We start from the raw sequence: 19,512 nt of genomic DNA, 5'->3' as shown, positions 1-19,512 counted from the left end.
TACGGTATAATGAGTTTCGGAAAGAAATGCAGGCCTGTGCATGAGGGCGCAGGGGAAAAGAGGTTGCTATGAAACAGAATCTGTTCCAGACCGGTGCTGTTATGGCGCTGGCATTCCTTTTGGTGATGGTGACGGCAGCACAGCCGGCGCGGGCCGCTGCCGAGGGGAAGCCGCTCCCGTCGGATTTTGTCTGTCATACCGTAGGGATCGGAGATGATGACGGAAAGGTGATTGCCGCCTTTGGCGCGCCGCGGTATGAACGAACGGTCCGGATTCAGGGCATACTGGTGAAAGAATGCGATTTTGATGGAGATTTCACGATCGGCTTCGCGGCTTCAACTGGAAAAGTGATTGATATTACGATTCGGAATAAGAACTTCGAGCTGCGCCGCGGTATTCGTTATGGTGCGACATCAGCATGGATTCAGGATACCTATGGCCGGTCTAAGAGAAGAAATATTGACGGCAATATGTTTTATCTCTATGCGAACCCGGCCGATCGCTTTCAGCATCTGATGCTGCAGGTCGATTCCGGTGACGGGCATCTCATGGTCATGCGGATTACAGGCCTGCCTATCGACGAAATGCAGATGCAGGAGATGATGAAAGCGAAGCCGGACCTGTTCCGCGATCCGGAAGAGAAAGGAACCTGGTTTATTCCCAGCGAGAAGGAGATTGATCTTTCTGGTATGCCGGAGTCGAAACCGGTCCGTCTGGGAGGTTTGACGGAATGATACAGCTGCGGATGCTGGAGCATCGGTTGCTTCGTTATCTGGGAATTGCGGCAGGATGCTTTATTGCGAGCTGCTCGATCAATTTGTTTCTTGTCCCCGCACATCTGCTGACGGGCGGGGCCACGGGCATTGCCATCATCTTTTATTATCTGGCCGGACTGCCGATCGGTTTGCAGACCTTTCTATATAATGTTCCGCTGCTGGCTGCCGCCTGGAAAACGCTGGGGAGAGGATATACCATTGATGTCGTTGTCGGCACGGCAATCTTTTCCTTTTGTCTGGATATCACACGCGTTCTCAATGCGTATTCGCCGATTCAGGACGTCATGCTGGCAGCGATCTTCGGCGGTGTATTCAATGGAATTGGTTACGGTCTGGTATTTCGCATGAACGGGAGTACGGGCGGCTTTGATATCGTCGGCGCGATCATTAAAAAATTCTATTCGTTCAATATGGGCGGCGTGATTTTTAGCTTCAACTGCCTGATTATGATTGCCGCGGCGTTTCTCTTTGGTGTCGCGCCGGCTATGTTTACGCTGATCTGCATGTTTATGAATGCGATGGTCACGGATAAGGTGATTGCGGGGTTTAACAGCCGTAAAGCCGTGCTGATCGTCTCGGACCGGGCCGAAGCCATTGCTGAAGGGATTATGGAAGTGGGACGGGGCGTTACCTTTCTGCATGGGCAGGGGGCGTTTACCCGGCGTGAACGCAATGTTGTGTTTGTCGTGGTCACGCTGACGCAGGTGGCTAAAGTGAAAATGATCGCCAATGCTGTGGACAAGAATGCGTTTATGATCATTATGTCAGCGAATGAGGTCATGGGGCGCGGTTTCAGTTCGCCGGGAGTCCGCGTCGGCAATGTTATTCGGCGATATGAGGAACATCCGGATGAACAGAAAACGTGAAATGAATGTTACTTATTTGCTGAACAGCGGCTTTTTAATTCGGGCTGGTCATCTTTTGCTGGTCTTTGATGATTTTCGCGATCCATCCGATGCGGTCAGCGCTGCTGCAGCCAAAGCGGGAAGCGATAAGATATATTTCTTTGCGTCGCATTGGCATTATGACCATTACGATCCGTCCATCGGCGCTTTCGGCCGGGAGGCTGCGCGCTATATTTTGAGTGATGATATCCGGGTACGCGCCGATACCTCGCCGCTTCCCCCGGAAAAGATTACTTATGTGAAAACTTACGATCATTGGCAGGATGGGCAGATCGATGTGGTGACGTATTCTTCGACGGATGAAGGAACCAGTTTTCAGGTCACGACCGAAGCCGGAACGATTTTTCATGCCGGCGATTTTAACTGGTGGGATTGGACGGGAGATACACATGAAAATCGGCAGCTGGCGGCAAATGGCTTTCATAAGCAGCTTAAACGAATGGCGGGAATGCAGGCGGATCTGGCCTTTTTCCCGGTAGACGGGAGACTCGGCTCCTCAATGGAAAAAGGGGTGCGGGAATTTGTCCGCACGGCAGAAATCCGGTCGCTGGTTACCATGCATTCGGTGGGGTATCCGGCCTGGCAGCCATCGATGGACTTTTTTCCGCCGGGCAGGAGTATCCCTGTTTGGTCGCCGCGCAGTCCCGGCGAAGAAAAGGTCTTTTCTTTTCCCGCAGAATGAGAAAAACGTTGAAAGGACAGGAGGAAATAAGGTACAATGAAGAAGATGTTGGTCCTGCTGCTGATGGCCATGGTCCTGCTGACAGGCGGATGTTTGGCGCAGAGCGGCACGGCAAAGGGTGGAGGCAATGAAAAAGTGGCAAACCGCGTAGCAGTATTTGAAACCAATAAGGGAACCTTTGAGATTGAGCTGTTTGAGGACAAGACGCCGATCACGACGAAGAATTTCATTGATCTGGCTGAAAAAGGCTTTTACAATGGGCTGATTTTTCATCGGGTGATTGACGGATTTATGATTCAGGGCGGCGATCCGGAAGGTACTGGTATGGGCGGCCCGGGTTATACCATTGAAGAGGAGTTCCGTCCGGATCTCCAGTTTACGGGCGAGGGGATTCTGGCCATGGCCAATACGGGGATGCCGCATACCGGCGGCAGCCAGTTCTTTATTACCTTGGCCAAGACTCCCTGGCTGAATGGGCATCATACCATTTTCGGCAAGGTCATTAAGGGTATGGACGTGGTTCGTGAAATCGGACATACCGAATGTGATTTTCAGGAGCGGCCGCTGGAAAATATGGTCATGAAGACCGTGACCATCAGAGAGGCGAAATAATGGCGGAAGCCTATACCTATATTCTGGAATGTGGGGACGGCAGCCTGTATACCGGCTGGACCAATGATCTGGTCCGGCGCATGAAGGCGCACAATGCCGGGCGAGGCGCGAAGTATACGCGTTCGCGCCTGCCTGTGCGCCTGGTTTATTTTGAGGAATTTGACAGCAGACAAGAGGCGCTGCGCCGGGAGTGGCAGATCAAGCATACAATGAACCGTGCGCAGAAACAGGCACTCATTGACAAGAAAACGGAAAAAAATTATAATAAATAAGTTACTATAGGATAGTTCTATGATTTTGCAAAGGGGCGTTTCTACATGGCAGACAAAAAGGTCATGCTGACCGAAGACGGTTATAATAAACTGGTGGATAAGGTAAACTATCTGAAAAGCGTGCGCCGCATAGAGATTGCGGAACGGCTGAAGGCGGCCATTGCTCTCGGCGACCTTTCTGAAAATTCGGAGTATGACGACGCCAAAAATGAACAGGCTTTTCTGGAGGGAGAAATTCAGGAGCTCGAAGCAAAGATTCGTAATTCCGACATCATCAAGGCAGGCAGTGGCGATGTCGTTCAGATGGGGTCGCAGGTTGTTGTCGTTGATCTTGAGTTTGCGGAGGACGGACCGGAAACCTTCATGATTGTCGGTTCGACGGAAGCGGATCCGGACGAGGGAAAGATTTCCAATGAATCACCGCTGGGGCAGGCCTTGATCGGTCAGAAGGTCGGAGCTGTCGTGGATGTTCATGCGCCGGCTGGTGTGATCAAATATGAGATCAAGGAAATAAAAGGCTGAGCAATATATCGCAAAACTATGGCAATAGATGGGAGTAAGTGCGTTTATGGCAGAAAATAAGCAGAGGCAGGAGAACACGTCTCCGGTGGAAGACCTTAATGAGATGATGAAGGTCCGTCGTGAAAAGATGGAGTCTTTCCGTGAGATGGGCGTTGCGCCGTTCGGACATCGCTATGAGGTCACCGACTATGCTGCCGATATCAAGAATGAAAATGAGCATCTGGAAGGCGAGGAGGAAGGCTCGGAGGTCCACATTGCCGGCCGTCTTATGGCGATACGTGGTCATGGCAAAGCGTCGTTCTGCACACTGAATGACCGGACCGGAAATATTCAGGTGTATTTCAAGATCGATGTACTGGGCGAGAAAAAGTATAAGGAACAGTTCCGTAAGCTGGATATCGGTGATATCGTAGGCATTCGCGGTATCGTGTTCAAGACGCATCGCGGCGAAGTTACCGTCCGCGTGGAGGACTTTGACCTGCTCAGCAAATCGTTGCGCCCGCTGCCGGAAAAATTCCATGGCCTGCAGGATGTGGATATCCGCTACCGTCAGCGTTATCTTGATCTCATCATGAATCAGGATGTCCGTGAAACGTTCCGTCAGCGTACGAAAATTATCAATTCGATCCGCAGTTATTTGGATGAACGCGGGTATTTGGAAGTAGAGACGCCGGTCCTTTCGACGATTGCCGGAGGGGCGGCTGCGCGTCCGTTTATTACCCATCATAATGCGCTCGACATTGATCTTTATCTGCGCATTGCAACCGAGCTGAACCTTAAGCGGCTGATTGTCGGCGGACTGGACCGCGTTTATGAAATTGGCCGTATCTTTCGCAATGAGGGCATGGACGTACGCCATAATCCGGAATTTACTTCCATTGAGTTCTATCAGGCCTTTGCGGATTATACGGATATGATGAACCTCACCGAAGGAATTGTTGTCAACGCGGCCAAAACGGCTTTGGGGACGTCCGTCATCAACTATCAGGGTGTGGAGATCGATCTTTCGAAGGTGCGGCGCATCAGCATGAACGATGCGGTCAAAGAGGCGACGGGCAAGGATTTCCTGACTTGTCAGACGGTCGAAGAGGCCCGGAGAATGGCGGATGAAATCGGTGTGCCATACGAAGAACGCCATGGTATCGGCGGTATTCTCAATCAGGCTTTTGAAGAAAAAGTTGAGGAAACGCTGATGCAGCCGACCTTCATCACAGGACATCCGACGGAAATTTCTCCCTTGGCTAAACGCAATGCTGAAGACCCGCGCATTACCGATCGATTTGAATTTTTTATCTATGGCCGTGAACTGGCCAATGGCTTTACTGAGCTCAATGATCCGGTTGATCAGCGGGCCCGCTTTGAGGACCAGCTCAGACAGCGTGAGGCCGGGGATGATGAGGCACATGGCATGGACGAAGATTTCGTTATGGCACTGGAGTATGGCTTGCCGCCTACGGGCGGCGTTGGCATCGGCATTGACCGTCTCGTCATGCTGCTGACCGATGCGGCCTCTATCCGTGACGTTCTGCTGTTCCCGACGATGAAACCGCTTCATGCGCCTGATCGTCAGGAACGGTTGGAAGAGAAACCGGAGAAGATCGATTTCTCTCAAGTCGAAATCGAACCGCTCTATGAGGATTATATCGATTTTGATACATTCTGCCAGTGTGATTTCCGTGCAGTCAAGGTCAAAGACTGCGTTGCCGTTAAAAAGAGCAAAAAGCTCCTGCAGTTCACGCTCGACGATGGTACAGGAACGGATCGTACGATTCTTTCCGGTATCCATGCCTTCTACGAACCGGAAGCGCTTATCGGCAAAACGCTTGTTGCTATCGTCAACCTGCCGCCGCGTGCGATGATGGGCATTGATTCCTGCGGCATGCTGATTTCTGCAGTTCATAAGGAAGCCGGCGAAGAAAAACTGCATCTGCTTATGCTTGATCCGCATATTCCGGCGGGCGCGAAGATGTGCTGATCTGCCGGATGGTTAAAATAAGCCTTTTCCATGCGAAAGGGCTTATTTTTTTTCTGATTGACAATTCAGGCTGCTTTTTTGTAGTGTATAGCGGAACGAAATATCTTTGCGGGCATAACGATATCATTGCCGGATTCCTTGTAGTCCGTGAAGCCGATTCGGAATATGCGCGGAAACTGGAACTGTGCATCAAGTCCGAGGGGCCGAATCTGTCGCCGATGGATTCCTGGCTTATGCTGCGCAGCATCAAAACACTAGGGCTGCGCGTTGAGTGTCAGGCAGCCCGTGCTTTGGAGATTGCCCGCTGGCTTCAGGCACAGGAGGCGGTTGAGGAGGTTTACTATGTTGGTCTGCCGGAGCATCCCGGCTATGCGCTTCATCAAAGTCAGGCATCCGGGTCCGGTTCTGGCATCGCTGTCTCCGCAAATTGCCGAGCGTACGATTACCTGTACGTCAGCCAGCAAAACGTTCAATCTGGCCGGGCTGCAGGTTTCCAATATTTTTATCCGAAACAGCAGCCTGCGCCGCCGGTTCTGTGCTGAACGGTCTGCTTCTGGTTATAGCCAGCCCAATACATTGGGCCTTTTTGCCACAGAAGCGGCCTATAAGGACGGCGCCGGCTGGCTCAGCGCACTGCTGGGTTATCTGGAAGAAAATATCCGGCGTACCCGGGAGTTTCTGGAACGGGAGCTGCCGGAGGTTCGCCTGATTGAGCCGGAGGGCACCTATCTCTTGTGGCTGGACTGTTCGGCTGCCGGATTGACGGCAGAACAGCTGGATCGGGCCATTGTGGAGAAGGGGAATCTCTGGCTGGACAGTGGCCGCATTTTTGGTCATGCTGGGGAGGAATTCCAGCGGATCAATATTGCCTGTCCCTGGAGCGTTCTGGAAAATGGGCTGGAACATCTGAAGCTGGCTTTGAGGGCCAGATGAATCCGGAGTGGATTCCGCAAGGCACATCGTTTTATTTGCAAAAGTCAAGACTGTTTCTGAACTCTTTCCCGTGGTATACTTTGAACTGTGCCGACTCGGCAAATCAAACGGCGAAGGAGAATCGTGATGACGGTAGATACACAGGGAAAAGAACTGGCTTGCATTGATAAGCTGGGCACAATGTGTGCGATGAGCGAATGGACGGAAGATCAGCTGCAGGATGTATTGGAACTGCTTCGTGATTATGGACAAAGCCGTGAGAATGATGGCTATGAGGCCGGGTATGAGGCTGCTTTGAATGATGCCGTAGCGGCGGCGGAACGGAATACGGTAGGGTAAAAGGACGGTATTTTTCCATGGATTTCTGCATTTTTTGAAAAAAAATTGACGAAACCGGAAGAATTCGCTATAATCAGCTTTGTTAATAAGAGAAAGGGGACTACTCATTATGGCAAAAGAAGTAATTAGCAAATCTGCTCTGGTAGATAAGGTTGCAGAGGCAGCTGGTGTATCCAAAAAAGATACGAAGGCTGTTGTCGATGCCCTGCTTGAAACGGTCAAGGAGAGCGTGAAGGCTGATGCGGAAATCCGCCTGATCGGTTTTGGTACGTTTAAGAAGGCACATCGCAACGCGCGTCAGGGCCGTAATCCGCAGTCTGGCGAGACGATTCAGATTGCTGCCAGCGACAGTCTGGCATTCAAATCCAGCGTCAAGTATTGATTCTGATTTTCTTGGTACAGGCGGGAAACCTGCTGTTTCATCCGATTGGCGGATGATTCAGAAAGGGCCCGCCTGTTTTTTTGCTCTTGCATGGAGATTGGATATTCGTTAAAATAGATGAAAGAGGGCGCTCCTGACCGTTTGATGATGAGGCAGCAGACACCCTGAGCGAGAAATAGTCTGGAGGAAGAGCGTTGAAAAAATCTCATATTATCGCAGCGGCGCTCATCCTCTATCTGATGATCCTGAGCATCGGCGGTGCTGTGTATTATGCGTATAGTCTGCAGCATGCCGAACGGCAGATGAAAATCAATCAGGAGACACAGCAGGCCCTTGCAGAGCGCCGGCAGGATGGGGAGCAGGAAGCGGCGAAGAAGGAAGAAGCGGCCGCCGCTGAGCCGATCAGTGAGGATATAAAAACAGAAACCGTCAATGGCATTACCTATTATAAGCATACCTGGCCGGTTCGTCTGCCGTCGGGGGTCTATCTCCGACCCTTTATTGCAGTAGGCAATGGCGTTTGTGTGCTAAAAAACGATATTTATTATTTTTATTCCATCGATGATCCGGATCAAACCGCCTGGATTTTTGGCGATCGTCTTTCGATTGTTGCAGGCGGACAGGAGAGCGTCTTGTCTCTGGATCCATCGAAGCTTCGCAAGCATATGGCATCGGATGCGTCATGGCTCGCAGAAAATTACGTGATGAATGCGGATGAACAGACGATTGCGGCCTTTCGGCGCATAGCAAATGCCGGTTCCGCTTATATCGTCTATTATAAGCAGGGAGGCAAAGCGAGAAGGCATGATCTGCGGCCGCAGGAGATTCAGCGCATTCAGGAAATGGTTCACCTTTACGACCGCCTGAACCGCGAGTAGTAAGTATGCCTGCTGCATTTGACAGAAGGGGAAAAATCCATTAATCTATTAGACGTAGTAAGGCAGGTTTTTCAGGAGGGAGTCATTTATGAAAAAGACTGTATTGTTGACGATGAGCATGATGCTTGCAGCTTCTTCAGCCGTTATGGCGGCACCGATTAATCAGATGGCCAACCATGAGACGGCGATCGGCGTAGGGACGAAAGAATCTTATATTGAACATAAGGTGACGGGAAAGGCGACAATTGGCTATCAGTACGCGGACCGCGATGAGTATGGCGACCACAAGGATGTCTATCTCCAGTATGACCTTGTGGGTTCGGAGGTTAAGATGATCGGCGGTTACCGCTGGGGCCTTCCGGGTGACAAGGATCAGGCCTTTGGCGGTATTGCTTTGAGTACCCCTAAGGTTTTGGGGTTCGATGCGTATGCCTCTTATGTCGCAGGAAAGGACTTCAATGAGACGCAGGTCGGAGTCAATAAGAACTTGCTCTTCAATGTGGATCTCAATGTAAATTATCATAACTTCAAGCCGGATAACGGTCATCATGAAAATGGCATCGGTGCCGGTCTGACGGTGAAATTCTGAATCGGATCGAATCGAAGTGATGTTCAAAAGGCTGCTGCATGAATTTTGCAGCAGCCTTTTGCTATTGGTGTGTGTTCCGTATCGAAAAACGGGGTAAAAAAAACAGGCATAGAAACTCAGGCACATGAGGAAATGAGCAGGAGTTCTATGTCTGTTTTTTAGGCCGGCACGACGTTTGCAAAACCCGGGTCGGTCATGTTATTTCTGGGCTTCGAATAGCGGCAGCGGTTCGAGAAAGAGAATATCGTTTCGCTTTGCTGCGTCGCCTTCCGCGAGCACACAGGCTTCGCCGATGACTGTTCCGCCGGCTTTTTCAGTCAGTTCAGCCAGTGCCTTCATAGAGCCGCCGGTGCTGATGACATCGTCAAGCAGCAGAACATTTTTCCCTTTGATCCGGTCTACATCAACGCCGTCGAGACAGAGATTCTGGACGCCTTTTGTTGTGATGGAAATATCTTCGACCCAGATGGCGTTTTCCATATAGGCCTTGACGGATTTTCGGGCGACAACATAGCGTTCCATGCCAAGCTCGCGGGCCAGGTCAGCTGCCAGAGGTATGCCTTTTGTTTCAGCCGTCAGAATGATGTCCGTGTTTGCCGGGACTTTTTTTGCCAGAGCCTTGGCGCAGGCCAGCGTGAGATCCGGATCGCCAAGCATAATGAAACCGGCGATAGCCAGACTGTCCGTGACATTCAGGATGGGCAGGGAGCGTGTGCAGCCTGCTACATGCAGTTTATAAAATCGATCAGCCATGATACACCTCTCTTATAGAATACGAAATTATTATACTCTCTTTCGGACCATGGTGCAAATTTCGAACAATTTGCGGAAAAGACAGAAAAAGATATTGTTTAACGCGGACATTTGTACTACAATACTCGTATAAGATTCCTTTGACGCTGTGGCCTGAACAGGCCGGCTGAATCTTAAATTTATTATGGAATGGGTTGTGTTATGAAAAGCTTCAGACTGACAAAAAAAGACATGGATAGGATGGCAGACCGAATCCCTACGCCGTTTCTGGTGGCTTCACTGGATAAGGTGGAGGAAAATTACCGGTTTATGCGCAGGCATTTGCCCCGGGCAGGCGTTTTTTACGCCATGAAGGCCAATCCGACACCGGATATTCTCAAGCGTCTTGCTGCGCTGGGATCGCATTTTGATGTGGCGTCTGCCGGTGAAATGGAGTTGCTGGCCAGTCTCGGCATTGAAGGCAGTCAGATGATTTATGCGAATCCGGTCAAGGATTCACGCGGGCTTCGAGCCGCTGCCGTTTATGGTGTGCGGCGGATGACCTTTGACGATGAGACCGAGATACCGAAAATGGCTGAGGCTGTGCCGGGCGCGGACGTTTTGGTTCGTATTCAGGTGCGCAACAATAAAGCGCTGATCGATCTGAATACGAAGTTTGGCGCGCCGGCCGGATCGGCATTGGATTTGTTGGAACAGGCAGAAGAGGCCGGACTTCATGCTGCCGGGATCTGTTTCCATGTAGGAAGTCAGTCTTTGTCGACAGCGGCGTATGAGGAAGCGCTGCTGCTCGCACGTAAGCTTTTTGATGAAGCATCGGAGCGCGGGCTGCATCTGACCGATCTGGATATTGGCGGCGGCTTTCCCGTTCCCGACGCGGAGGGATTGCCAGTGGATTTGGCTGCCATGATGGAGGCCATTGATCATCAGATTGACCGGCTGTTCCCGGATACATTGGTCTGGACGGAGCCCGGCCGTTATATGGTCGGTACGGCGGTAAATCTGGTTGCCTCGGTCATCGGGACAAAGGACCGCGGCGGCAAGCCATGGTATATTCTGGACGAGGGCATCTATGGATGTTTTTCCGGTATTATGTACGACCACTGGACGTATCCACTGCATTGTTTTGGAAACGGACCGGTGCGGCCGTCTACCTTCGGGGGGCCGAGTTGTGACGGGATTGATGTGCTTTACCGCGATTTCCCGGCACCGGTGTTAAAGACGGGCGATAAGGTCCTCGTTACGGATATGGGAGCTTACACCAGTGTGAGTGCGACCCGTTTTAATGGATTTTATCTGGCGCCGACGATCATCTTTGAAGATCAGCCGGAATATGCCGAACGCCAGAAGCCATCGAGGGACAGCGGGATGGAAAAAGCCGCGGCGGTCTGAGAGAAAGACGGGAGAAGGTATCGGAGATGGACATCGAAGAAATCAAGCATATGTTGCTCCACGCGTTGACGGAAGAATCAACAGGGGGGAGTCTGGACCGGGCGAAATCCCAGCAGGAGGTTTATGAAATCCTTCGAAAACTTCCGTATTTCTCTTTGAGCATGGAAGAGTTCCAGCAGGGGATTCAGGCGTTGAGAGAGGAGCAGGAATTCTCCGATTGATCGATATGAAAACAGCGGTGCAAGGCATGATTGCCTTTGCACCGCTGTTTTTTATCGATAATATTTAGAATATTCACTATAATATAAATAAACGCAAGAATATGTATATTTTTCAAAAATATCAGCAAAATATAAGAGAATTTTGGTACGAACTATTTGCTACAATAAGAATCAGGGAAACCATAACAGCGCGCTGATCTGTTTTGATTATTTTTGAAGATAAGTCATAGGGGGATTTGAAGATGAAGAATAATAAAAAAGCAGTAATTGGGGGGCTTACCGCTTCGATACTGTTGCAGGCATGCTTTGGCGGCGGTCATTCGGAAGCTGCTGCTTCGGAACCGGATGTCGCAGCACTGCAGGCTGAGATCAACGACCTGACGGCACGCTTAACCGATCTGGAGAACAGCCTGGCTGCCGCTAAGGAGAAGCAGGAGGCAGCCAAGAGCGAGAAGAAGGCCAAGAAAGAGGCGCCGACGCTCAAGTGGTCCGGTTCCACGAAATCCGGCTACATGTATGATGAGAAAAAAACCGGAAAAGTCAAGGCAGAGGCAAAGATCTTGGCGACGACAGTGGTGGACAAGACGTATGATGTCGGCCTTGGACTCAAGTTCAAATCGACTTCGTCGGAGCCTAATAATGGCAAATACTCTTCGGAAAAAAATAAAATCAAACTGGAACAGGCGTATGTCGGCCGCTCCTTTGGTCCTGTCTACGTGAAAGCTGGCGTTCAGAGCGTATCCCTTGGTGAAGGATTGTGGCTTTCCAAATCAAGCGTGAACCAGTTCACAGCCAGCTATCAGATGACGCCGCATGACACGCTGTATACTGGCTATGGCCGCGATTCGCAGGATTATCTGGTCAATGATACAAGTGATAAAAATCCACCTGTTCGCACGCGCTTGCTGAAATTCGCACAGTATCAGCATGATTTCTCGAAGGATGCATATGCCGGTCTGTATGTCGGCGCGCAGCAGCCAGAGCGTTACTTCGGCATCTATGGCTCGACGCCGATTGTAGGTGAGTTCGGCATTACGGCTGAATATGTACGGAATACTAATAAGGACAAACCTAAAATGGACAAAAAGATTGAATATGGCTATGACTACTTCGGTGCCCATAAGGACACGCAGGGCTATGTGATTAGCTTGAACTATGGCAAGGCCAAGAAGAAGGGTACTTGGGACATCATCGGACAGTATCTCAACGTGGATCAAAACCTCTTTATGGACGACGGCTATACGGATTGGGATGATTACATCACGGCAGATGGTTTCAAGGGATTCGGCTTGATTCTGGATTATGCGACGAGCGATCATACAAAACTTTCGCTGCTGCGCTACTGGGCACATACGAACCCGGATGGTACCAATGTGGATGAAGATGGCCACTCGTTGGAGAAATCCCCGCATTATTCCACATATCTGAAGTTCACAACGAAGTTCTAAGAGACGAACCCACTAAAATCCATGAAGGAGGAAGATGTCATCATGAATTATTCAGAAATCAGCAAAAGAATTGCAGCCCTTACTGTTGCGGCGATGTTGTCGACGGCTGCGGCATTTGCCGCAGAGCCAGTACCGGGCGTGCAGATTCTCAAATACGATCGCCCCGCCGCTGTCTCAGAGATGCCGGAGAATTTCCGTACGGCGCAGAGTCCGTACAAGGCGGCAAAGGACGGGATTTATCCATCACGCGAAGGTCTGGATCATCTGCGCCAGTCCGGCAGCAGCTTCTTCTCTAAGAACGAATTCAAGGAGCTACTGAAGCATGTACCGGCCAAAGATCTTGTTGTCATTGACTTGCGCAATGAATCGCATGGTTATATCAATGACGATGGCATCAGCTGGTATTCGCGCTACAAAACGTTCAATAAAGGTCAGTCGGCAAAAGAGATTGACCGCCGTGAGAAGAGCATGCTCGAAACGCTCCGGATGAATCAGGATGTGGATGTGGCCGTGTTAGACAAACATAAGGACATCGCTTCACAGAAGGCAGAGCACGTCAATTCGGTGCAGACGGAAGAGCAGTTTGTCAAATCGATGGGAGTCAAGTATTACCGCGTGCCGGTCATGGACTATTCGGCACCGACTCCAGCCAATGTCGATGAATTCCTGGCCATCTACAAGAAGCTGCCGAAAAACGCCTGGATTCACGTTCACTGCGAGGCTGGCGTAGGCCGCACGACAATCTTCCTCTCGCTCATGGATATGATCAAGAATGCCGATAAGCTTTCTTACGACGACATCATGACGCGCGAAGTGTTGCTCGGTGGTCAGGATGTCCGCAAGTCGGCAGAGACGACGAAGGATGTCTATAAGAAAGAGAATTATCCGAAGCGCGCGCTGTTCACGCGTCACTTTTATGAATACGTCAAGGCTAACCCACAGCTCAAGAAATCGTACACGCAGTGGACAAAGGAAAATGGATTGGAATTTTGATCAGGGATGCGGTAAAATTTGACTTGTTATATGTTATATGATGAAGCGTAGGTTCAATGATACTCGCTTTGAAAGAGGAGTGAAGATTTCATGATAAGTTTCAAGAAAAAGACATTGCTCTCTGTTGCCGTTGCCGTCATGCTCGGCAGTGCACAGCTGCCGGGAACGTCATGGGCTGCTCAGGCTCCAGCTGCCGTCGCTCAGGAGGTCTCCGCTGCGGCACAGGCTCCGGTTGTCGTTAAGAACCCGCCGAAGCTTGCACTGAAGATCGACCGCGCTGACGTCAATCAGCTGCCGCGCAACTTCCGCATGGGCAGCGACAAGTACGTCGGTGTGACGAAGACCGGCATCATGCCGACCCGTAAAGGCATGGACACGATGAACGTATCGGCTTCCAGTTGCTTTTCCGAGAAAGAGCTGGAAGCAATCCTCAAGAAAGTGCCGGTAAAACCATCGCAGTTCTACGATGTGGATCTGCGCGGAGAATCGCATGGCTACCTCAATGGCACGGCTGTCAGCTGGTTCGCTAACCACGATTGGGGAAATGATGGACGTACAGAAGATATCATCATCCCGCTGGAAAAAGAGCAGCTTGCTTCGTTCAAGGACAGCACGGTCAAATCGATTTATCGCTTTGACGATCAAAAGAACGTGCTCCTTTCCCCGATTTATGTCAACTATAACAAAGTCCGCACCGAGGAACAGATGGTCAAGCAGCATGGTGCTAATTACTTCCGCCTGACGCTGCAGGATCACTTCCGCCCGGATGATCCCGATGTCGACAAGTTCCTGGAGTTCTACAAGTCCCTGCCAAAGGATGCATGGCTGCATTATCACTGCTATGCCGGCATGGGGCGCACGACTATCTTCATGGTCATGCATGATATTCTCAAGAACGCAAAGTATGTCAGCTTTGACGACATCATCCAGCGTCAGAAGCTCATCGGCATTGTCGATCTCAGCGAGATTCCAGATAAGAAGAAAAATTACGGCCGCAAGGCGTATATCGAACGCTACCAGTTCGTCCAGCATTTCTATGATTATGTAAAAGAGAATCCTGACCTCAAGACGCCGTATAGTGTCTGGGCCAAGAAGAACAAGGTCAATTCGTGGGAACCGGACTACAGCGGTTACATCTGGCGCATGGACACGAAGAACCGCAATCAGCTGCCGCGCAACTTCCGCACGATGAATTCGGCCTTCAAGACGGATGTCAATGTCAAGAAGACAGGTAAAGGCTTTAATCCGACGCCGACGCGCAAGGGACTCGATACGCTCTACATGTCCGGCAGTGCGGAATTCTCCAATGGTGAGCTTCAGGCAATGCTGCCGATTCTCAAACAGCAGGCGAAAGGCCCCATCTACATCATGGACCTCCGTCAGGAGACGCACGGTGTCTTTAACGGCAGTGCAGTCAGCTGGTATGGCCTGCGCGATTGGGGGAACCTCGGCAAGAACAAGGCCGAGGTACTCAAGGATGAGAACAGCCGCCTGAACGCAGCAAGAGGCAAGAGCCTTATCGTAGCAGAGCTTGACAAGGACAAGATGCCAATTGACCCAAAACCGGTCAAGATTGAATCCGTCATGACGGAGCAGCAGTTGGTCGAGAAAAATGGTCTCCATTATTATCGCATTGCGGCAACGGATCACATCTGGCCGTCGGCTGCCAATATCGATGAGTTCATCAACTTCACGCGTACGATGCCGGCAAATGCTTGGCTGCATTTCCACTGCCAGGCTGGTGCAGGCCGCACGACGGCTTACATGGCTATGTACGATATGATGAAGAACCCGGATGTCTCGCTTGGCGATATCCTCTCGCGTCAGTACCTGCTCGGCGGCAACTACGTTGCTTATGAAATTGCAAAACCGAAGCCGGATCAGTGGAAGGCTGACTACTATCACCAGAAGGCACATATGGTAGAGAAGTTCTATCAGTACGTCCAGGAGAATCATGCCGATGGATTCAAGACGAGCTGGAGTCAGTGGCTCGCCGCACATCAGGATATCTGATGCTGATGAAGCGTATTCTCAACAAACAACTTTGATTCAGCGGACAGGCCTTTTAGGCCTGTTTGCTGTGTATCGCACAATAGAAGGAGGTTTATTATGGCAATCTGGGACAAATCAATCGATCGCAGGGATTTCCTGAAAACGGCTGCAGGCGCAGCTGCTGTATTTGCAGCTGCTTCCATCTTGCCCAAGCGGAGCGCTGCCACACCGCGCAATATTGAGACGACGGCTATTAAATTCTCGGAGATGGAGAAACTGTCACCGACTGAGATGGCTGAGCGCTCGCCGCTGCGCGAATATGGCTATAACTGGCTCATGGACAGAGCGAATGGTCTTCAGGATCAGACGGTCAAGAAGGTTGTTTTAGAGGGCTTGAAATCTCCAAAGCCGCTGATCTTGAAGAAATACCCGGATAAGGCGAGCAAGGAAGCCTGCCGCAAGGCACTGCTGGCAGCGGGATATATCAAAGAAGAGAACACAATCGATCAGATTTTCCCCGAAGTCAAGAATAAGTTGAATTTCTGGGACGCCGCCGGTGCAGGTTGGGGCGGTCATCACGCTTATCCATGCGGCCTGATCACGCATGTCGCAACGGATCTCCAAACAGGGTTGAGCCTAATCGAGAACTACGAGCAGTTCTTTGGATATTCCATGAATCGGGAATTGCTGACAGAAGCGGTGCTGCTGCACGACTTGACTAAACCGTGGATCCTGCAGTGGACTCCGGATCATAAGTGCCTGCCGGAGATCAAGATTGCCGGTACAGGCTGCCATCACATCCAGCAAGTTGCAGACTGCATGTATCGCGGCTTGCGCCCGGATGTTGTGGTAGCAGTAGCTGTATCTCATGATCATGCGGGGTGGCCAAGCGAAGAGAAAAAACCAGTCGGCTATATAAAGGCGGCTGCCATCATTGCCGGCAAAGATCCGATCCAAGAAGGCTATCTGGCATCGGACGGAGAGACGCTGCCTCTGCCGAGGCGTCCGGAATCCTTTTTGGTGCACCTCGGCGATCACGACTTCGTCCTGACGTCGGGCATTTCGTCCTGGACGCAGGAATACTTGAAGAAAGTCGCTCTGTCGGACTATGGCCTGACGGAGGCAGATCTCGACAGCAGCAAGTTCTATAATTTGCGCAATTACGTCTACTCACAAGCGTCGGATATGCATCTCTACCAAATCCTTGCGGATCAGGGGTACGATGCCTTCCGGCAGGCTGTCCGAGCCTCGGTTATCCCTGACTAAACGGGTAAAATCCCCTGAACAGGAAGAAGATTCTTCTGGTTCAGGGGATTTTTTTCTCCGCAATGTTTCGCTGTCACTGGGACCATGTTTTGCGATATTTGCCCGGAGGCATACCGACGATGTTGCTGAAAACGGACTGGAAGTAGTTGGAGTTGTTGTAGCCGCATTGCATGGCAATGTCGGTGATCGTCATATTTGTTGTGAGGAGAAGTGTTTGTGCTTCATCGATACGGCGGCGGATGATGTACTGCATAGGCGAGGAACCCGTGACATCCTTGAAGGTATGGGAGAGGTAATACAGATTGATGTGAAGCGCCTCAGCAATATCGTGCAGCTTGATGTTTTCCAGGTAGTGGGCATCAATATATTCCTTGATGCGTATTCCCATGTTGAAGGATGTATTTTCTTCCCCCGTCTCTTTTTTTCGGGCGAGCTCTATGGAAGCGATAATGAATGCCTGAACGAGGACGGCAGCGATTTCATTCCGTGCATCGCTTTCGACATTGAGCGCTGCGAGCAGCTGGAGTTCCCTCATCAAGGTACGCAGAAAAGAATGGTTTCCCTCTAAACCGACGCGCAGGACTACAGGAACGGCTGCTTTTGTCAGATGTCCCGGCGGAAGGCCGCAGAGATGCAGTGAACTGATATGCATCGTAAAGGCCGTGAAAGACGTGTGGATCTTGAAATCATGCAGTACGCCGCTGTTGATGAGAACGAGATCATCGGCACGCAACGGGATGCTTCTGTCAGGGAGAAGCATGCGGCAATGGCCTTTTTCAATAAAGAGGAACTCTGCCATATCCTGATGCGATTTGAGTGTACCAAAGGGCGTCATATGGTTGATGGTTTCAACGGATTCAAGATAAGGGCGGCTGCCGGGCTCGAATATCGATCGTTTTGGGGTTCCGATGGAAATGATAGGCATAGTGTCCGACCTTTCTGTGTCAAAATACTGGAGAATTTGTGCAAAAAACAAAAATTGTAAGTTTTCGCACAATATGAAACAAGAAAACAGAGAACTTTTGGTTCGCTTTTCGGTATAATGAGTTTCAGAAAGATCAGTTAATGATAATTTGATGATTGACTTTTGGGAAGTTTAATCTTCATACTTATTATTATACTGAGAAATCACAAAAAATCCAGTCTTTTCCGGAGAGATTGGAAAAAACACTGTGTTGTTTTCAGGGGAAAGGTAAGGTGGAAGAAATGCTGAATTGGTTTCTGACAGGACCCGATAAGCCTCGTATTCAGGACAAAAACGTGGTCAGGAAGATGTATCATACAGCGCGGTTTCAGGCTGTTACAGCTATGATTCTCGGATATGGCATGTATTATGTGATGCGCATGACTCTGGGCGTTGCGAAAAAGCCGATGTTGGAAGATGGCTTCACGCCGACAGAACTTGGCATGATGGGAGCGGGGATGCTCGTTGCTATCGCGATCGGCAAATGTGCAAATGGCTTTATTGCCGATCATTGCAATATTAAAAAGATTGTTCCGCTTGGCCTGCTTGGTGCTGCTATCGTTAATGCGATTCTCGGCATGAGCAGCGCAACATGGGTGTTCATTGTACTCTGGGCGGTTAACGGTGTGTTTCAGAGTATGGGATCCGCACCGTGTATTGTATCTCTTTCGCAGTGGTTTGCGAAAAGTCAGCTTGCTACTTACTACGGCGTTTTCAGTATTGCCCATTATGTTGGCGAAGGCGCCACATACCTCGGCACATCTATGATTATCGTCGCTCTTGGCTGGCATGCAGCGTTCTTTGTGCCGGGCGTCGCCTGCATTGTGCTTGCATTCATCATGTATCGCTTTATGCGCGACCGGCCGGAAACCTACGGCCTGCCGTCTGCCAATGAGTTTGAGGGCGAAGTCGCCCAGGAAAAGAAAGAGCAGCAGGTTTCCACGAAGGAAGCACAGCTCATGGTCATCAAGAACCCGTACGTATGGCTGCTCGCCGCTGCGGCAATCTGCCTCGGCATCTCGCGTTACTCCATCTCGAGCTGGGGCGTCATCTTCCTGCAGGAAGCGAAGGGATTTGACCTCGTGACGGCCGGCAGCATCATGTCGCTCTCGCCGATTCTCGGCGGTGTCGGATCGTTCTTTTCCGGTATCATTTCGGATAAGATATTCCATTCGCATCACTCCATCACGACGATCGTCTTCGGCATCGTCATGCTGATCGGTATCATTGGCGTTTGCTATGTCCCGGCTGATGATCCGACACTGGCGGCAATCTGCGTTGCGGTATTCGGCTTCGGCCTGGGCGTCATCCTCTGCTTCGTCGGCGGCCTGCTGGCTGTTGATCTCTGCCCGCGCAAGGCAACTGGTGCGGCAATGGGCGTCATCGGCCTGCTCGCTTACGGCGGCGCTGCCCTGCAGGATATCGTCAACGGCATCCTGATGGATTCGGCTAAGGTAGTTGTGAACGGTGTTACGACCTATCACTTTGAAACCATCACGAATTTTTGGATTGCGTCGGTGGCCATTATGACGCTGCTCATTGTGCCGACTCTTTGGGCGAAGAAACACAAAGAAGCGGATGGAGAGGCTGAATAAAAGATTTGCAACATCATTCTTTCTCT

The 19,512-nt window shown here is 50.7% G+C and carries 21 protein-coding genes and 1 pseudogene; 20 read left to right on the top strand and 2 right to left on the bottom strand.

Annotated elements, in window-relative coordinates:
- The first annotated feature begins 68 nt into the window (after nt 1-68).
- The 13 genes and pseudogenes from FYJ78_RS09940 to FYJ78_RS09880 all read left to right on the top strand — a co-directional run bounded on the left by FYJ78_RS09940 (nt 69) and on the right by FYJ78_RS09880 (nt 8,865).
- Nucleotides 69-734 carry a hypothetical protein gene (locus FYJ78_RS09940; RefSeq protein ID WP_154621240.1) on the top strand — a complete coding sequence of 222 codons (666 nt, stop codon included), beginning with the start codon at nt 69-71 and terminating at the stop codon, nt 732-734.
- A complete protein-coding gene (locus FYJ78_RS09935; protein ID WP_154621239.1) occupies nt 731-1,642 on the top strand; it encodes a YitT family protein in 912 nt (303 codons plus the stop codon). The genes FYJ78_RS09940 and FYJ78_RS09935 overlap by 4 nt, the downstream gene beginning before the upstream one ends.
- On the top strand, nt 1,626-2,363 hold the full coding sequence (locus tag FYJ78_RS09930) for an MBL fold metallo-hydrolase (RefSeq protein WP_235899994.1): 738 nt from the start codon (nt 1,626-1,628) through the stop codon (nt 2,361-2,363). Before FYJ78_RS09935 ends, FYJ78_RS09930 begins: the two co-directional genes overlap by 17 nt.
- A gap of 36 nt (nt 2,364-2,399) precedes the next feature.
- Nucleotides 2,400-2,975 carry a peptidylprolyl isomerase gene (locus FYJ78_RS09925; protein ID WP_154621238.1) on the top strand — a complete coding sequence of 192 codons (576 nt, stop codon included), beginning with the start codon at nt 2,400-2,402 and terminating at the stop codon, nt 2,973-2,975.
- Nucleotides 2,975-3,247: a GIY-YIG nuclease family protein gene (locus FYJ78_RS09920; protein WP_154621237.1), complete on the top strand. Its 273-nt coding sequence runs from the start codon at nt 2,975-2,977 to the stop codon at nt 3,245-3,247. Before FYJ78_RS09925 ends, FYJ78_RS09920 begins: the two co-directional genes overlap by 1 nt.
- 45 nt (nt 3,248-3,292) lie before the next feature.
- Nucleotides 3,293-3,769, top strand: a complete 477-nt coding sequence (gene greA, locus FYJ78_RS09915; protein ID WP_154621236.1) for a transcription elongation factor GreA — start codon at nt 3,293-3,295, stop codon at nt 3,767-3,769.
- A gap of 46 nt (nt 3,770-3,815) precedes the next feature.
- Nucleotides 3,816-5,744, top strand: a complete 1,929-nt coding sequence (gene lysS / locus FYJ78_RS09910) for a lysine--tRNA ligase (protein WP_154621235.1) — start codon at nt 3,816-3,818, stop codon at nt 5,742-5,744.
- A gap of 68 nt (nt 5,745-5,812) precedes the next feature.
- Nucleotides 5,813-6,160 (top strand): annotated as a pseudogene (locus FYJ78_RS13035) (PLP-dependent transferase); the annotation flags it as partial.
- A complete protein-coding gene (locus FYJ78_RS13030) occupies nt 6,087-6,677 on the top strand; it encodes an aminotransferase class I/II-fold pyridoxal phosphate-dependent enzyme (RefSeq protein ID WP_408014449.1) in 591 nt (196 codons plus the stop codon). The pseudogene FYJ78_RS13035 and the gene FYJ78_RS13030, both read left to right, overlap by 74 nt.
- A 126-nt stretch (nt 6,678-6,803) precedes the next feature.
- On the top strand, nt 6,804-7,016 hold the full coding sequence (locus FYJ78_RS09895; RefSeq protein WP_154621232.1) for a hypothetical protein: 213 nt from the start codon (nt 6,804-6,806) through the stop codon (nt 7,014-7,016).
- A gap of 109 nt (nt 7,017-7,125) precedes the next feature.
- Entirely contained in the window at nt 7,126-7,398 is a 273-nt protein-coding gene (locus tag FYJ78_RS09890) for an HU family DNA-binding protein (RefSeq protein WP_154621231.1), read from the top strand.
- Between the two features lie 194 nt (nt 7,399-7,592).
- Nucleotides 7,593-8,276: a hypothetical protein gene (locus tag FYJ78_RS09885; RefSeq protein ID WP_154621230.1), complete on the top strand. Its 684-nt coding sequence runs from the start codon at nt 7,593-7,595 to the stop codon at nt 8,274-8,276.
- Nucleotides 8,277-8,364: 88 nt separating this feature from the next.
- Nucleotides 8,365-8,865 (top strand): hypothetical protein, encoded by a 501-nt coding sequence (locus FYJ78_RS09880; RefSeq protein WP_154621229.1) that lies wholly within the window; start codon nt 8,365-8,367, stop codon nt 8,863-8,865.
- 198 nt (nt 8,866-9,063) lie between these two features.
- On the opposite strand, the gene FYJ78_RS09875 is transcribed toward FYJ78_RS09880, so the two are convergent.
- Nucleotides 9,064-9,618: a phosphoribosyltransferase family protein gene (locus FYJ78_RS09875; protein ID WP_154621228.1), complete on the bottom strand. Its 555-nt coding sequence runs from the start codon at nt 9,616-9,618 to the stop codon at nt 9,064-9,066.
- A gap of 240 nt (nt 9,619-9,858) precedes the next feature.
- Here FYJ78_RS09875 and FYJ78_RS09870 point away from each other — a divergent pair, with 240 nt between their 5' ends.
- The 6 genes from FYJ78_RS09870 (at nt 9,859) to FYJ78_RS09845 (ending at nt 16,927) form a co-directional block, all read left to right on the top strand.
- Nucleotides 9,859-11,007, top strand: a complete 1,149-nt coding sequence (locus FYJ78_RS09870) for a type III PLP-dependent enzyme (protein WP_328597701.1) — start codon at nt 9,859-9,861, stop codon at nt 11,005-11,007.
- A 26-nt stretch (nt 11,008-11,033) separates the two neighbouring features.
- Nucleotides 11,034-11,228, top strand: a complete 195-nt coding sequence (locus FYJ78_RS09865) for a hypothetical protein (RefSeq protein ID WP_154621226.1) — start codon at nt 11,034-11,036, stop codon at nt 11,226-11,228.
- Between the two features lie 242 nt (nt 11,229-11,470).
- Nucleotides 11,471-12,676, top strand: a complete 1,206-nt coding sequence (locus FYJ78_RS09860) for a hypothetical protein (RefSeq protein ID WP_154621225.1) — start codon at nt 11,471-11,473, stop codon at nt 12,674-12,676.
- A gap of 42 nt (nt 12,677-12,718) precedes the next feature.
- On the top strand, nt 12,719-13,669 hold the full coding sequence (locus tag FYJ78_RS09855) for a phosphatase domain-containing putative toxin (protein ID WP_235899992.1): 951 nt from the start codon (nt 12,719-12,721) through the stop codon (nt 13,667-13,669).
- A 90-nt stretch (nt 13,670-13,759) separates the two neighbouring features.
- Entirely contained in the window at nt 13,760-15,682 is a 1,923-nt protein-coding gene (locus FYJ78_RS09850) for a phosphatase domain-containing putative toxin (protein ID WP_154621223.1), read from the top strand.
- Nucleotides 15,683-15,778: 96 nt separating this feature from the next.
- Nucleotides 15,779-16,927 (top strand): twin-arginine translocation signal domain-containing protein, encoded by a 1,149-nt coding sequence (locus FYJ78_RS09845; protein ID WP_154621222.1) that lies wholly within the window; start codon nt 15,779-15,781, stop codon nt 16,925-16,927.
- A 73-nt stretch (nt 16,928-17,000) separates the two neighbouring features.
- Here FYJ78_RS09845 and FYJ78_RS09840 read toward each other — a convergent pair whose 3' ends face one another.
- The gene (locus FYJ78_RS09840; RefSeq protein ID WP_154621221.1) at nt 17,001-17,852 is read right to left on the bottom strand and encodes a helix-turn-helix transcriptional regulator; all 852 of its coding nucleotides are present in this window, start codon (nt 17,850-17,852) and stop codon (nt 17,001-17,003) included.
- 281 nt (nt 17,853-18,133) lie between these two features.
- On the opposite strand from FYJ78_RS09840, the gene FYJ78_RS09835 reads away from it, so the two are divergent.
- Complete coding sequence (locus FYJ78_RS09835; protein ID WP_154621285.1) at nt 18,134-19,486, top strand: MFS transporter; 1,353 nt, start codon at nt 18,134-18,136, stop codon at nt 19,484-19,486.
- The last annotated feature ends 26 nt before the right edge of the window (nt 19,487-19,512 follow it).

Origin of the sequence: Wylensekiella montiformis (assembly GCF_009697385.1) — a bacterium.
GTDB classification, from domain to species: domain Bacteria; phylum Bacillota; class Negativicutes; order Selenomonadales; family Selenomonadaceae; genus Selenomonas_A; species Selenomonas_A montiformis.
The sequence above is the reverse complement of the archived record's forward strand: the minus strand, read 5'-3'. Positions and strand labels throughout refer to the sequence as shown.

Bases quoted from the DNA above. Each gene is read 5' to 3' on its own strand.
- FYJ78_RS09875 (WP_154621228.1), bottom strand. From the start codon at position 9,618: ATGGCTGATCGATTTTATAAACTGCATGTAGCAGGCTGCACACGCTCC.
- FYJ78_RS13030 (WP_408014449.1), top strand. From the start codon at position 6,087: ATGTTGGTCTGCCGGAGCATCCCGGCTATGCGCTTCATCAAAGTCAGG.
- FYJ78_RS09880 (WP_154621229.1), top strand. From the start codon at position 8,365: ATGAAAAAGACTGTATTGTTGACGATGAGCATGATGCTTGCAGCTTCT.
- lysS (WP_154621235.1), top strand. From the start codon at position 3,816: ATGGCAGAAAATAAGCAGAGGCAGGAGAACACGTCTCCGGTGGAAGAC.
- FYJ78_RS09935 (WP_154621239.1), top strand. From the start codon at position 731: ATGATACAGCTGCGGATGCTGGAGCATCGGTTGCTTCGTTATCTGGGA.
- FYJ78_RS09855 (WP_235899992.1), top strand. From the start codon at position 12,719: ATGAATTATTCAGAAATCAGCAAAAGAATTGCAGCCCTTACTGTTGCG.
- FYJ78_RS09865 (WP_154621226.1), top strand. From the start codon at position 11,034: ATGGACATCGAAGAAATCAAGCATATGTTGCTCCACGCGTTGACGGAA.
- FYJ78_RS09850 (WP_154621223.1), top strand. From the start codon at position 13,760: ATGATAAGTTTCAAGAAAAAGACATTGCTCTCTGTTGCCGTTGCCGTC.
- FYJ78_RS09860 (WP_154621225.1), top strand. From the start codon at position 11,471: ATGAAGAATAATAAAAAAGCAGTAATTGGGGGGCTTACCGCTTCGATA.
- FYJ78_RS09930 (WP_235899994.1), top strand. From the start codon at position 1,626: ATGAACAGAAAACGTGAAATGAATGTTACTTATTTGCTGAACAGCGGC.
- FYJ78_RS09845 (WP_154621222.1), top strand. From the start codon at position 15,779: ATGGCAATCTGGGACAAATCAATCGATCGCAGGGATTTCCTGAAAACG.
- FYJ78_RS09920 (WP_154621237.1), top strand. From the start codon at position 2,975: ATGGCGGAAGCCTATACCTATATTCTGGAATGTGGGGACGGCAGCCTG.
- FYJ78_RS09870 (WP_328597701.1), top strand. From the start codon at position 9,859: ATGGCAGACCGAATCCCTACGCCGTTTCTGGTGGCTTCACTGGATAAG.
- FYJ78_RS09940 (WP_154621240.1), top strand. From the start codon at position 69: ATGAAACAGAATCTGTTCCAGACCGGTGCTGTTATGGCGCTGGCATTC.
- FYJ78_RS09835 (WP_154621285.1), top strand. From the start codon at position 18,134: ATGCTGAATTGGTTTCTGACAGGACCCGATAAGCCTCGTATTCAGGAC.
- FYJ78_RS09895 (WP_154621232.1), top strand. From the start codon at position 6,804: ATGACGGTAGATACACAGGGAAAAGAACTGGCTTGCATTGATAAGCTG.
- FYJ78_RS09890 (WP_154621231.1), top strand. From the start codon at position 7,126: ATGGCAAAAGAAGTAATTAGCAAATCTGCTCTGGTAGATAAGGTTGCA.
- greA (WP_154621236.1), top strand. From the start codon at position 3,293: ATGGCAGACAAAAAGGTCATGCTGACCGAAGACGGTTATAATAAACTG.
- FYJ78_RS09840 (WP_154621221.1), bottom strand. From the start codon at position 17,852: ATGCCTATCATTTCCATCGGAACCCCAAAACGATCGATATTCGAGCCC.
- FYJ78_RS09925 (WP_154621238.1), top strand. From the start codon at position 2,400: ATGAAGAAGATGTTGGTCCTGCTGCTGATGGCCATGGTCCTGCTGACA.